The following is a 13,163-nucleotide window of genomic DNA, read 5'->3' as shown; positions in this document are numbered from 1 at the left end:
TTCTTAGTTGTCATACACATAAAAGCCGCGGCCCGTTTTGCGACCAAGCCATCCTGCTTTTACGTATTTACGAAGTAGTGGGCATGGGCGATATTTGCTGTCACCAAATCCTTCATACAGAACTTCCATGATATACAGGCATGTATCCAGACCAATGAAGTCAGCCAGTGTCAGCGGGCCCATCGGGTGGTTCATGCCGAGCTTCATCACTTCATCTACCGCTTCCGGTGTGGCCACACCCTCATAGACGGTGTAAATGGCTTCGTTAATCATAGGCATTAATACACGGTTGGATACAAATCCCGGGAAGTCGTTCACTTCAACCGGTGTTTTATTCAGCGCTTTTGTCATATCTTCAATCGCTTTATAGGTTTCATCAGATGTTGCCAGTCCCCGGATGATTTCAACAAGCTTCATCACTGGCACCGGGTTCATGAAGTGCATGCCGATGACTTTTTCCGGGCGGTTCGTTACCGCTGCGATTTCCGTAATGGGAAGGGATGATGTATTCGATGCTAGAATGGCATGCTCCGGTGTTATTTGATCCAATTCCTTAAATACTTTCGTCTTAATGTCCATGTTTTCAATGACGGCTTCAATGACAAGATCGCAGTCGCTCGCATCCTGAAGAGATGTAGTCGTCTGCAGGCGGTTTAATGTGTTTTGCTTATCCTCTTCACTCATACGCCCTTTTTCTACGGATCGGTTTAAATTTTTCTCAATGCCTGCCAATCCTTTTTGAAGGGCTTCTTCTGAAATATCGTTGAGTTTGACATGAAATCCGGACTGGGCACATACCTGGGCAATCCCTGAGCCCATCTGTCCTGCTCCAATTACCATGACATGTTTTATTTCCATGCTGAAGTGCTCCTTTCTGCTGATCAAGTAATGTATTCATGAGGATAAAAAATATATGAATGTCTAATGTCAGTTTTTCGGAACTTCTACTAATACGGCATCTCCCTGACCACCGCCGGAACAAATCGCTGCAATTCCAAGACCTCCGCCACGACGTTTCAATTCATAGATTAAGGTTAGTAGAATACGTGCTCCGCTTGCGCCGATGGGGTGACCAAGAGCAACGGCTCCACCGTTTACATTGATTTTTTCAGGATCAAGGTTTGCAATTTGTCCGCTGGCCAGTGTAACGGCTGCAAAGGCTTCATTGATTTCAAATAGATCAATTTCATCGAGGGATTTTCCTGCCTTTTCAAGCAATGAGTTGATGACTAATCCTGGTGTTTTTGGAAAATCCGGCGCTTCAACTGCCACTTCGTCATGGGCCAGGATGGTTGCCATCGGCTGGATCCCTTCTTGCTTTGCACGGTCTTCAGACATCACCAGCATAGCGGCAGCACCATCATTTACTCCCGGTGCGTTACCTGCTGTAATGGTACCGTCTTTGTCAAAAGCTGGTCTTAGTTTTGCCAGCACTTCTAGTGATGTGTCCTTTCTCGGAGCTTCATCGGTGTCAACTACTACGGGATCTCCTTTGCGCTGCGGCACTTCTACCGGTACGATTTCCTCAGCAAACAACCCTTGTTCAATGGCCTGAATGGCACGCTGATGGCTGCGGTAAGCCCATTCATCCTGTGCTTCTCTGGTTAAACCGTATTCCTTTGCGGTACGGTTTCCGTAGTTGCCCATGTGGACTCCTTCAAAGGAACAGGTCAAACCGTCGTGTACCATCATGTCAATGGCTTTTCGGTCTCCCATGCGCATTCCCCAGCGGGCATCCGGCAGGAAGTAAGGGGCATTACTCATACTCTCCATTCCGCCTGCTATCACCACTTCTTCATCTCCTGCACGGATCACCTGGTCCGCCAGGGTTACACTGCGCAGTCCTGATGCACAGACTTTGTTAATGGTTTCGGTTTTGACATTCCATGGAATGCCGGCATGACGTGCAGCCTGACGGGAAGGGATTTGTCCCTGTCCTCCCTGAAGAACGGTACCCATAATGACCTCGTCTACTTTTTCCGGATCCAATCCTGCCCGTTCCAGGGCACCCTTAATGGCAATTCCTCCAAGTTCAGCTGCCTTCAGCGAGCTTAAGGCGCCTCCGAACTTGCCGAAAGGGGTTCTGGCTCCCGATACGATCACACTCTTTGTCATATCTAATCCTCCTCAAAATTTTGTTAACGCTTACAGATTGAAACCGGCGAACGATTGAACGCTCGCTCAATGATATCCCAAAAGGAAAGTGTACAAAGGCTTGCACACTTTCCTGGTTTCACATATTCATCCATCGTTAAGCAGATTCTTCTTCCTGTCCTTTTTCATCACCGAAAACGGATTTGGCCAGAACTTCTGCCACGTCCATTGTGCTGACTTTTTCGTCCACTTCTTTAGCCTTGGTTCCATCACTTAACATCGTTAGACAATAAGGGCATGCGCTTGAAATCATCGATGGTTGCAGCTTCAAGGCCTGTTCAGTGCGGGCTACATTGACTCGGTTACCTGTTTTCTCTTCCATCCACATGAGTCCTCCGCCGGCACCACAGCACATTCCGGTTTCACGGTTGCGGTCCATTTCTGCAATCTGTACTCCCGGGATTGCTTTAAGAATTTCCCGTGGAGGATCATAGACTTCATTATATCGGCCAAGATAGCAAGAATCATGATAAGTGACTTTTTCATTGACAGGATATCTTGGTTTTAACTTGCCTTCCCGGACAAGTTTAGCCAGTAGTTCGGTATGGTGATAAACTTCCGCTTTCAACCCAAAGTCCGGATATTCGTTCTTAAATATATTATACGCGTGCGGGTCAATTGTCACAATTTTTTTAACATCATTTTTTTCAAATTCTTTGATATTTTTCTCCGCCAGCTCCTGGAAGAGAAACTCATTACCCAGGCGGCGGGCTGTATCTCCGGAATTGCGTTCTTTGTTTCCTAGAATCGCAAACTTCACGCCGGCTTCATTTAACAGACGGGCAAAAGCGAGTGCAATTTTCTGGCTGCGGTTGTCGTAAGATCCCATCGAGCTGACCCAGAAGAGGTATTCAAAATCTTCTCCTTCTTTTTTCAATTCTTTTACGGTAGGTATGCGAATCGCTTCATCCTGTTCACGCCAGTTTTCACGTTCTTTCTTGGACAGACCCCATGGGTTGCCCTGTCGTTCAATATTCATCATCGCACGCTGGGCTTCCGGATCCATGCGTCCTTCTGTCAATACGAGATAACGGCGCAAATCTATGATTTTATCAACATGTTCATTCATCACCGGGCACTGGTCTTCACAGTTTCGACAGGTTGTACATGCCCAGATTTCTTCTTCCGTGATCACATCACCAATCAGGCTCGTCGTTTGCATTTCCTCGAGTCCTGCAGCCGCTTCCTTCTGTCCTTCCTGCGAAGCCCGGGCCATCAGCGCCAGCTGATTGCCCTTTGTCTGGGAAAAGGCGTATGCCGGAACCCACGGTGTTTTTCCCGTAATTGCTGCACCCTTTTCAGTTAAATGATCCCGCAGCTTAATGATTAAATCCATCGGAGACAGCATTTTACCTGTACCGGTAGCCGGACACATATTGGTACAGCGTCCGCATTCCACACAGGCATACAGGTCGATAAGCTGAAACTGGCTGAAGTCTTCAATTTTTCCAACACCAAACGATACATCTTCATCTTCGTCTTCCATATCAAAATCGATTTTAGACAGTTTTCCAGGTGGTGTATCTCGGCTCAGGAATACATTTGCAGGCGCTGCCAGCAAGTGAGCATGTTTAGACTGTGGAACATAAACAAGGAATGCTAGCAAGGTAAGCAAATGAATCCACCAGGCAATAAAGAAGACTGCTGCTGCAGCGGTCGGACTCATCCAGGCAAAAGCTGCTGCAATCAGGGAAGCAACCGGCTCACTCCACGTCATCTCTTCATTGTGCCAGACGATCTCCATGCCGTTTCCAAGAAGTACAGAAAGCATTAACGTACCGATAAAAATTAAAACAAGGCCGGCTTTAAATCCCCTTTTCAGGCGGACAAGCTTTTCAATATAGCGGCGGTAAAACGCCCATATAACAGCAACAAGTATCATTAATGTAACAAGTTCCTGGAAGAACGTAAATCCTGGATACAGCACACCAAGAGGAAGGTGGGAGCCAGGAGCTAATCCTTTCCAGATAAAGTCGATGGCACCAAACTGAACAAGCAAAAACCCATAGAACATCATGACATGAATGGCACCTGATTTTTTATCTTTCAGCAATTTTTTCTGTCCAAAAACATAAATCCAAATGTTCTTCAAACGTTTCTTTACTTCACCATCATATTCTGATTTTCTGCCAAGCTTGATGTAGGCAATCCGCGTCCGCACAACCTGAACGAAGAGAGCTACACCATAAATGGTCGTGATCAGAAACAATATCCAGTTTAAAATTAATAATGAATCCATCTGTCAAAACCCCCTCAGTTAAATCTGCCCTGACCCTTGCTGCTATATATGTCATCCTTTTTAAAAACCATAAAAATTTTCAGATATCTATACATTTACTTTAAACATGAATGAGCATTCAGTCAACATGTTTTTATGAATAATTTTTTGTTAATCTTTATGGTTTTTGGGAAAGATAACCCTGGAGAAAGGAGAGTGCATATGATCTGGATCGTATCTGCAACCGCTTTCATTGTTGTCGTTATTGTCGTAGTTATCCAGTTAAACAACCGTCCTTCAGGCGGAAGGGAGCACCTGATGTTTCCTCCTACGTCCGGTTCACTAAAGTTTTACTACAAAGGTTATCCTATGTTTCAGGATCTGTTTCAGGACATCAAGGATGCCCAAAAAGAAGTAAACATTCAATTTTTTATCGTAAAACAGGATTTCATCAGTCAGCAATTTTTCTCCCTTTTAAAGGAAACCGCCAAAAGGGGAGTAGTAGTTCGTTTGCTTATGGATCGCCTCGGGTGTTTTCGGATTACAAAGTCCACCAGAAAGGAGCTTGAACAGGCGGGTGTCCATGTTGTATTTAGTGATCGCCCCCAGTTCCCGCATTTATTATATCAGATCAATCGAAGAAATCACCGAAAAATTGCAGTGATTGACGGAAAAGTTGGTTATACCGGAGGCTTTAATCTCGGAAAAGAATACATCGGGAAAAATCCGCAGCTGGCTTCCTGGAGGGACTACCATTTGCGGCTGACCGGTCAAGTGGTGAATGATTTGCAAAAAATTTTTCAACATGACTGGGAGGAAGCAAGGGAACCGATCTTTCCCATTTATGGATCTTTTCCGGAAGAACCCAGAAATGTTCAGGTGCTGGCCACAGATGGGGCGAAATTAGAAGAACATTTTATATCCCTTATTGACGGTGCACAGGGAGAAATACTGCTGGGTACGCCCTACTTTATTCCGAGCGACCGTTTATTCAATGCCCTCATACGGGCGGTCAAACGGGGGGTTGCCATAAAAGTGCTCATCCCGATGAATGCCAATCATATGCTTGTAAAAGAGGCGGGTATCCCCTTTTTTACCGAACTAAAAGAAGCAGGCGGTGATGTTCGGTTGTTTGATCAGGGTTTTTACCACTCCAAAATTTTCATCATTGACCAGAACATCTGCGACATTGGATCAGCCAATTTTGATATGCGGAGCATGTTTTTGAACAAAGAAATTAATTTGCTGATCTCTGACCCCGGCTTTGTTCAGAATGTGAGAAATCATTTCCTGTCAGACTTTAAGCAGGGGATTCCCGTCAGCAGACAGTGGATGAACCAGCTAGATCTGGGAACCAGGTTGCGGATTCCCATAGCGCGGATGTTGCGTCCGCTTTTGTAAAAGGTGCCATCTGTTCGTTTTGTGAAATTAACACCTCTAATAGACATCATCAAAAAGGAAGAACATCTTATCCGCCTAATCAAAGAGCTGTCTCATGACCAGACGGTTTTTGAGACAGCTCTTTCTTCGATTGTTACATTTTTTCCGGTGCATGAACACCGATTAATTTCATGGCATTTCTAAGAGTGATTCTTACTGCATCAACAAGAGCAATCCGCGCTTTTGTCCGCTCAAGATTTTCTAGATCCAGCACTTTTTCCGCATTATAAAATTTGTGCAAATCGGATGCGAGATCAAATACATACTGGGTCACTTTATGCGGAGCTCGTTTTTCCGCTGCCTCACTGACCGCCTGAGGGAATTCCCCCAGCCTTTTCAGGAGATCAATTTCCTTTTCACTGGTGATCTGGGAGTGATCAAAATCCGTTGAAACCTCAAGCCCTTTTTCCTTCGCCTGGCGAAGCATGCTGCAAATCCGGGCATGGGCGTACTGTACATAGTAAACCGGGTTTTCGCTGGACTGGGATTTTGCCAGATCCATGTCAAAATCCAGATGAGTGTCATTGGAACGCATGACAAAGAAATATCGTACGGCATCAAGGCCTACTTCTTCAATCAGTTCCTGCATGGTAACCGCTTTTCCTGTCCGTTTGCTCATTTTGACAACCTGGCCGTCCTGGATTAACTTGACGATTTGAATAATGGGAACTTCCAGGCGTTCAGGATCATAGCCCAGGGCTTCTATGGCTGCTTTCATTCTTGGAATATAGCCGTGATGATCGGCCCCCCACACATTGATCAGTGTGTCATATCCGCGATGAATTTTGTCCTGGTGATAGGCAATATCCGGTGTTAAATAAGTGTAAGAGCCGTCGTTTTTAATTAACACCCGGTCCTTATCATCACCGAATTCGGTAGACTTAAACCAGGTTGCTCCGTCCTTTTCATATAAATAGCCCTTTTCATCGAGTTTTTCCAGAACTTCTTTAATTTTACCGTCTGCATAAAGGGAAGTTTCTGAAAACCAGCTGTCAAAGGATACCCGATAATCTTCTAGATCCTTTTGGATTCGGTCAAGCAAAAAAGTCAACCCATATTCCCGGAAAAACTGTACCCGTTCCTCTTCAGGCTTGTGAGCCCATTCATCCTCGTATTCTTCCTTCAATTTCTGGCCCAGTTCAACAATGTCCTTTCCGTGATAGCCGTCTTCGGGCATATCCCATTCTTTTCCCAGTGCCTGCATATAGCGGGCTTCAATGGACTTTGCGAGATTATAAATCTGGTTACCGGCGTCATTGATATAATATTCCCGATCCACATCGTAGCCGGCCTTTTCCAGAATGTTGCTCAAGGCATCACCGAAGGCAGCTCCCCTGGCATGTCCAAGATGAAGTGTTCCCGTCGGATTGGCGGAAACGAACTCGACTTGAATTTTTTTCCCTTTTCCGGTGTCACTTTCTCCATAACGATCATTCTGTTTTAAAATCGTTGGAATTAAATCCGTCAAATAGGATGGATCAAGGAAAAAGTTAATAAAGCCCGGTCCAGCTATCTCCATTTTTTGAATGGATGCCTTCGACTGGTCAAACTGGCCCACAATCTCTTCAGCGATTTGACGTGGTGGTTTTTTCGCGACCCGCGCCAGCTGCATAGCCATATTGGTCGCATAATCCCCGTGAGCTTTGTCTTTGGGCGTTTCCAGAATCACAGGGGGAATTTGTTCCCGATCAGCAAGTCCTGCCTTCACAACCGCTTCTATAATTTCATCTTTCAGTTTTTGTTCCACCTGTTCGACGATGTTCATCGGTTAAACCTCCTTCTTATAGGTAAACATCAGCTGATGTTTTCTTGGTTCCTGTCCATTCAGGCTTAATTGGTACTCAATGCTGAGGTATCCCTGCCGGTCCTCCTCCGTAAAAGTCAGCTGTTCAGTATAGGTTTCCATCAACATGTTGCCGAAGGGATGATGATAAACACTTTCTGTTTTTTGATCGGGCTTAAACAGTTGATTCATGCGAATTTTCCCGGACCGCTTAAGAACAGCCCGCTCGGATTGCATCGTAATCATCGTCTGAATCATCTCTCCATTTTCATCTTCTTCATCAAATAAAATGATCACCGTGCCATCCTTTAAAAAGTAACGCCCTTTTTGCTTAATGATCATTTCTTCCTTCTCGCCCTGATCCAGAATGACCGTTTTCAGTTCAATATCCACACTTTCTATTCTTGTGCCGGCCAAGATTCTCTCTCCTTCAACCACCGATTTTATCCGTTCAAGTTCGCCTTACCTTAACTTATTCATTATAAAAATACAAGCCAAAATTCTCAACCTTCCTGCTAACCATCTCCCCGGCAAACGTTTACAGAGGAAAACATCTTCCATACTGTTTTATGGAAAATCAACACAAATCCTATCCCTGTCTCTCGCCGACACAAACAGGCTCCCCATAAAAAACACGGGAGCATCGAATCTCCCGTATCTTCTTCATCCTTCCTTGCTTTCGAGCGAGAAGTTCCCCTTTTCTATTTCACCCAGCCGAGGATCATTTCCCGGACAAATTTACTGGCTGCAATCGGTGTTTTTTCCGTCGGGTCATAGGCCGGCGCAACCTCCACCAGGTCCGCTCCGATCACCCGGACATCGGATTTCGCAATCAGCCGAATAGCCTCCAGCAGCTCACGGGAAGAAATCCCACCTGCTTCAGCTGTTCCGGTTCCAGGGGCAAAGGCCGGGTCCAGCACGTCAATGTCAATGGTCACATAGACATTTCTTCCTTGTAGAGACGGCATTACCTTCCGCAATGGCTCAGCCACATCATATTTTGCCATATACATCCCGCTAGTTCTGGCATACTCAAATTCTTCCCGCATTCCGGAACGGATGCCAAAGGAATACACATTTTCCGGTCCGATCAGTTCACAAATTTTTCGGACAGGCGTGGAATGGGAGAGCTCCTCCCCTTCATACTCCAGTCTGAGATCAGCATGGGCATCAATATGGATGAGTGCCATGTCCGGATATTTCTCATAGACGGCCTGAACAATGGGCCATGTCACCAGGTGCTCTCCGCCCAGTCCAAGGGGAAACTTATCCATGGCGAGAATTTTCCTTACATAATCCCGGATCATATCAAGGCTCCGCTCCGGATTTCCAAAGGGCAAAGGAATGTCCCCGGCGTCATAGTAATGAATTTCTTCTAAATGCCTGTCCATGTATGGGCTGTACTCCTCGAGGCCAATGGATGCTTCCCGAATCCGGTTCGGACCAAAACGGGAACCTGGACGAAAACTGACCGTCCAGTCCATCGGCATGCCGTAAATAATAGCATCCGCCTCTTCATAAGAAGGACGGCTCATAATAAATACCTTGCCTGAGTAGCCTTCATCAAACCGCATGGTCACAATCCCCCTATTCCGTTAAATCCTTCACGAATTTAGGCAGAGCAAACGCCGCATGATGGATTTCACGGGTGTAATATTTCGTATTTACGTCATGAAAGCGGTCATCTTTGACTTTCAATGGATCATAAATTTTGCTGCCCATGGTAAAGGTCCACAGTCCGCTCGGATAAGTTGGGATATTGGCAGTATACAGCCGGGTAATCGGGAAAATTTCCTTTACATCCTGAAATACCTGGCGAATCAGCTCTCCTTTGAACCACGGATTGTCACTCTGGGCTACAAAAATCCCGTCGGCTTTCAGGGCTTTAGATATACCAGCGTAAAATCCCCTTGTAAACAGATTTACCGCCGGCCCCACCGGTTCAGTGGAATCTACGAGAATCACATCGTAGGCTTTTTCACTCTGGGCAATATGCAAAAATCCGTCGTCAATTTTGACTTCCACTCTGTCATCGTCCAGTTTCCCGGCGATTTCCGGCAAATACTTTTTGCTATATTCGATGACTTTCCCATCAATTTCTACAAGTGTGGCCTTTTCTACTGATGGGTGTTTTAATATTTCACGGATGACACCCCCGTCCCCTCCGCCAACAACCAGTACATGTTTGGGATTCGGATGGGTAAAAAGAGGAATGTGGGCCATCATCTCATGATAGACAAATTCATCCTTCTGGGTCGTCATCACCATCTCATCCAGAACAAGCATGTTGCCCCATTCTTCCGTTTCATACATCTCCAGCTTCTGAAAATCAGTCTGTTCGGTATGAAGAGTCCGTTTAATTTTGGCCGTAATCCCGAAGTTCTCGGTCTGTTTTTCTGTAAACCATAATCCCATGGTCAATCTTCCTTTCAAGTTAACATGTATGTTTAGCATTTAGTGTTTACGTAACGCTAAGAAACAATCAAATTATAGAGAAATTCAGAGGAAATGTTAAGCCTCTTTTTAAAATTGAAGTCTGCACAGGTTTAAAATCATGGAATTCGTTCCATACTGTTAAAAGTACGTGTTCTGTCTGACGATCAGGGGAGGGACCAGCATGGCATTCGTTCGATTACTCAAAAGGACACTGCCCTGGGTGTTATATATTGGAGCATCATCCATCGTTTTGATTGCGTTGTTTATTGCCGGCCTTTATTTTTCCTTATATCTTCAGGGCCCCCCGTCACTGACCAGTGAGCAAAATACGGTTATTTTTGCCGGAAAAGAACAAGTGATCGGTGTCAAGCACGGAAATGAAAGCAGATACTGGGTGGAACTGGATGACATTTCCCCCTATTTAAAAAAAGCTTTTATTGTTACGGAAGACCAGCATTTTTATGAACACAACGGATTTGACTTCAAACGGATTGTTGCAGCCGTTGGGAAAAACATACTGGCCATGGACAAGATTCAAGGTGCCAGCACCATTACCCAGCAGTATGCCAGAAATCTCTATTTAAATCATGAAAAAACATGGGAAAGGAAATTAAAAGAAGCCATCCACACCATACGGCTGGAAATGTTTTATGACAAGGACCGTATTTTTGAAGGATATTTAAATACAATCTACTTTGGCCACGGAAACTACGGCATTGAAGCTGCAAGCCGCTATTATTTTGACAAACATGCCGATGAACTGACTCTGGAAGAAGCCGCTTTACTGGTTGCCATCCCAAAAGGACCAAGCTACTATTCTCCTATCCTTTACCCGGAACATGCCATTCAAAGGCAGCGCATGATCCTGAAACAAATGCATGAGCATGGTGTGATAACAGCTAAAGAATATCAACAGGCACTGGCTAAAAAAATCATTATAGAACCAGAAAAAAGGGACGTGGAGGAAGTGGCTCCCTACTTTCAGGACGCTGTGGTCAGGGAAGCGATGAATATACTGAGTGTAACAAAAGAAGAACTTTATACTGGAGGATATCATATTTATACCACACTGGATGTAGATCGGCAAAGTGAGCTGGAAAAGACGATTGAACAAACCATTGATCAAGAATCTTCCATCCAGATTGCCGGTGTGAGCATGGACCCCGAGACCGGAGCTATACAAGCTCTTGTGGGCGGTAGAAACTATGATAAATCCCCGTATAATCGGGCTATTCAGGCAAAAAGAATGGCAGGTTCCACCTTTAAGCCATTTTTATACTATGCAGCATTAAAAAACGGATATACTCCTGTCACGTCCCTAATGAGTAAGCCAACCTATTTTCAGCTTGAAAATGGACAAACATATCAGCCGTCCAATTACAACGGTTACTATGCCTATGCCCCCATCACGATGACCCAGGCTCTCGCATTGTCAGATAACATTTATGCAGTTAAAACGAACTTATTTTTAAAGCCGGAAACCCTTGTTGAAACAGCCAGGACCTTTGGAATCCGAAGTGACCTTCCGGCTGTTCCTTCCCTCGCACTGGGAACAGCGTCTGTTTCCGTACTGGAAATGACAGAGGCCTATAGTAAGTTGGCCAATAATGGAAAACAGGTTATCCCCCATACGGTTACGAAAATCACAAACCATAGAGGTAAGGTCATTTATTCAAGGGAGGATTCTAAACCTGAACAAGTTCTGGATCCTCAGGTGACTTATGTACTCACCCATATGATGACAGGAATTTTTGATGAAAGTTTAAATGGATACAGCAGTGTAACAGGGGCATCGATTAATCATATGTTGACCCGGACATATGCGGGAAAGTCTGGAACGACCAATTCCGACAGCTGGATGATCGGATTTACCCCCCAGCTTGTAACAGCTATCTGGACCGGGTATGACAAAAACCAGGAGATGACAAAAGTAGAAGAAAAGGGGTATGCCAAAGAAATCTGGGCCGCCTATATGGAAAAGGCCCATGAAGATTTACCGATTGACGTGTTTCGTCCCCCCGAAGGAGTCACAGGTGTTTACATAGACCCTCAGACAGGAAAAATCGCCACCAAACATTGTCCAAACAGAAGGCTCACTTTTTTTATCGAAGGGACTGAACCCCGCAGTCGCTGTGATGAACACGTTCCGGAGGAGGGTCTCAAAGAAGAAGACCGTATCCCTGACGGACAAAAATCCAGAGAGAAACAGGAGAAAAAAAGAGGATGGAGATCCATTTTTGACTGGTTGTTCTAATCAGACGTTTACAATAGCGAAAAACCCCGGGTTTTCCCCGGTTTTAGAGTAAAGAAAAAGGTCGGCCCCACGCTGCCGACCCTCTCTTTGTCCTAGTAAACAAGTGTAACCCATGTAATATCCATTTTACAAAGTTGAGCAAGAAAGCTCAACATGATAAAAAAATGTTCACAATTCGTTCAAACTTTTTCACTCTTCCGGAAATGATTTTTTTAACTCTTCCGATGAATTGTTCCACATTTCCGGATTAAACTCCCTCAAAAACTGGCCGAGAAGTTTTCTGGAATGATCATCCATATGTTCTACAACTACTCGACCCTTTAATGATTTGTCCATATGATTCACATGTTCTGGAAGCAATTTGTATCCCCGCCGAATCTCATGGTCAATGAGCATTTCACTGGCTGCTACCCCATGATAATATGGGCCTTTATCTGAACGTTCCACCGTGACCCACGCAATCCAGTATAATTTGCCATTCGGCACTTCGTTCTTATCGGTTAAAAATTTTACCCGCTTTTCAACAGCACTGCGGGCGTGCATGGCACCCATGTCTACATAAGCCTTGTTTTCATTAGGATCAACAATGACAGGGGACATATTTTCAAGACTGACCGCCCCGACTCCATATCCGCCGTGACCGTCGGTTGCATCATCTTTTATAATCGTAAATGATTTAGATGGTTTGTCTTTTTTATTATTCTCGAAAAAATCTTTCATTTTCGCCCAGCCTCCTTTTCACCACTCATTGTAACATATTCCCCATTTATTCAAACATACCAGAACTTAGCATGGAGAACTCTTACAGAATTCAACAGGAAAACAGCTTTTTAGAAGCGTTTGCATCACAAAACATTGAAGCCCGCATATCGAAATAA

10 protein-coding genes are annotated in these 13,163 nt (G+C 44.9%); 2 read left to right on the top strand and 8 right to left on the bottom strand.

Going from position 1 to position 13,163, the window contains the following annotated elements:
- Positions 1-3 precede the first annotated feature (3 nt).
- From EDD68_RS02820 to EDD68_RS02810, 3 genes are all read right to left on the bottom strand, one after another.
- Positions 4-858 carry a 3-hydroxybutyryl-CoA dehydrogenase gene (locus tag EDD68_RS02820; protein WP_132370723.1) on the bottom strand — a complete coding sequence of 285 codons (855 nt, stop codon included), beginning with the start codon at positions 856-858 and terminating at the stop codon, positions 4-6.
- 69 nt (positions 859-927) lie between these two features.
- Positions 928-2,115 (bottom strand): acetyl-CoA C-acetyltransferase, encoded by a 1,188-nt coding sequence (locus EDD68_RS02815; RefSeq protein ID WP_132370722.1) that lies wholly within the window; start codon positions 2,113-2,115, stop codon positions 928-930.
- Positions 2,116-2,251: 136 nt separating this feature from the next.
- Entirely contained in the window at positions 2,252-4,393 is a 2,142-nt protein-coding gene (locus EDD68_RS02810) for a (Fe-S)-binding protein (protein ID WP_132370721.1), read from the bottom strand.
- Between the two features lie 201 nt (positions 4,394-4,594).
- Between EDD68_RS02810 and EDD68_RS02805 the strand changes: the two genes are divergently transcribed.
- On the top strand, positions 4,595-5,773 hold the full coding sequence (locus tag EDD68_RS02805) for a phospholipase D-like domain-containing protein (protein WP_165902039.1): 1,179 nt from the start codon (positions 4,595-4,597) through the stop codon (positions 5,771-5,773).
- Between the two features lie 133 nt (positions 5,774-5,906).
- Here EDD68_RS02805 and argS read toward each other — a convergent pair whose 3' ends face one another.
- The 4 genes from argS to speE all read right to left on the bottom strand — a co-directional run bounded on the left by argS (position 5,907) and on the right by speE (position 10,010).
- Complete coding sequence (gene argS, locus EDD68_RS02800) at positions 5,907-7,577, bottom strand: arginine--tRNA ligase (protein ID WP_132370719.1); 1,671 nt, start codon at positions 7,575-7,577, stop codon at positions 5,907-5,909.
- A gap of 3 nt (positions 7,578-7,580) precedes the next feature.
- Positions 7,581-8,012, bottom strand: a complete 432-nt coding sequence (locus EDD68_RS02795) for a YwiB family protein (RefSeq protein WP_132370718.1) — start codon at positions 8,010-8,012, stop codon at positions 7,581-7,583.
- Positions 8,013-8,296: 284 nt separating this feature from the next.
- Entirely contained in the window at positions 8,297-9,169 is an 873-nt protein-coding gene (gene speB, locus EDD68_RS02790; RefSeq protein ID WP_132370717.1) for an agmatinase, read from the bottom strand.
- A gap of 13 nt (positions 9,170-9,182) precedes the next feature.
- Complete coding sequence (gene speE, locus EDD68_RS02785) at positions 9,183-10,010, bottom strand: spermidine synthase (protein WP_132370716.1); 828 nt, start codon at positions 10,008-10,010, stop codon at positions 9,183-9,185.
- A gap of 202 nt (positions 10,011-10,212) precedes the next feature.
- Between speE and EDD68_RS02780 the strand changes: the two genes are divergently transcribed.
- Positions 10,213-12,285, top strand: a complete 2,073-nt coding sequence (locus EDD68_RS02780; protein ID WP_132370715.1) for a transglycosylase domain-containing protein — start codon at positions 10,213-10,215, stop codon at positions 12,283-12,285.
- Positions 12,286-12,474: 189 nt separating this feature from the next.
- Here the strand turns inward: EDD68_RS02780 and EDD68_RS02775 are convergent, their stop codons facing one another.
- Complete coding sequence (locus tag EDD68_RS02775) at positions 12,475-13,005, bottom strand: YwhD family protein (RefSeq protein WP_132370714.1); 531 nt, start codon at positions 13,003-13,005, stop codon at positions 12,475-12,477.
- Positions 13,006-13,163 lie beyond the last annotated feature (158 nt).

Source organism: Melghiribacillus thermohalophilus (assembly GCF_004342905.1).
GTDB classification, from domain to species: Bacteria; Bacillota; Bacilli; order Bacillales; family Alkalibacillaceae; genus Melghiribacillus; species Melghiribacillus thermohalophilus.
This window is presented reverse-complemented; position numbering and strand designations above follow the sequence as displayed.

Bases quoted from the DNA above. Each gene is read 5' to 3' on its own strand.
- EDD68_RS02810 (WP_132370721.1), bottom strand. From the start codon at position 4,393: ATGGATTCATTATTAATTTTAAACTGGATATTGTTTCTGATCACGACC.
- speB (WP_132370717.1), bottom strand. From the start codon at position 9,169: ATGCGGTTTGATGAAGGCTACTCAGGCAAGGTATTTATTATGAGCCGT.
- EDD68_RS02805 (WP_165902039.1), top strand. From the start codon at position 4,595: ATGATCTGGATCGTATCTGCAACCGCTTTCATTGTTGTCGTTATTGTC.
- EDD68_RS02780 (WP_132370715.1), top strand. From the start codon at position 10,213: ATGGCATTCGTTCGATTACTCAAAAGGACACTGCCCTGGGTGTTATAT.
- EDD68_RS02775 (WP_132370714.1), bottom strand. From the start codon at position 13,005: ATGAAAGATTTTTTCGAGAATAATAAAAAAGACAAACCATCTAAATCA.
- speE (WP_132370716.1), bottom strand. From the start codon at position 10,010: ATGGGATTATGGTTTACAGAAAAACAGACCGAGAACTTCGGGATTACG.
- argS (WP_132370719.1), bottom strand. From the start codon at position 7,577: ATGAACATCGTCGAACAGGTGGAACAAAAACTGAAAGATGAAATTATA.
- EDD68_RS02815 (WP_132370722.1), bottom strand. From the start codon at position 2,115: ATGACAAAGAGTGTGATCGTATCGGGAGCCAGAACCCCTTTCGGCAAG.
- EDD68_RS02820 (WP_132370723.1), bottom strand. From the start codon at position 858: ATGGAAATAAAACATGTCATGGTAATTGGAGCAGGACAGATGGGCTCA.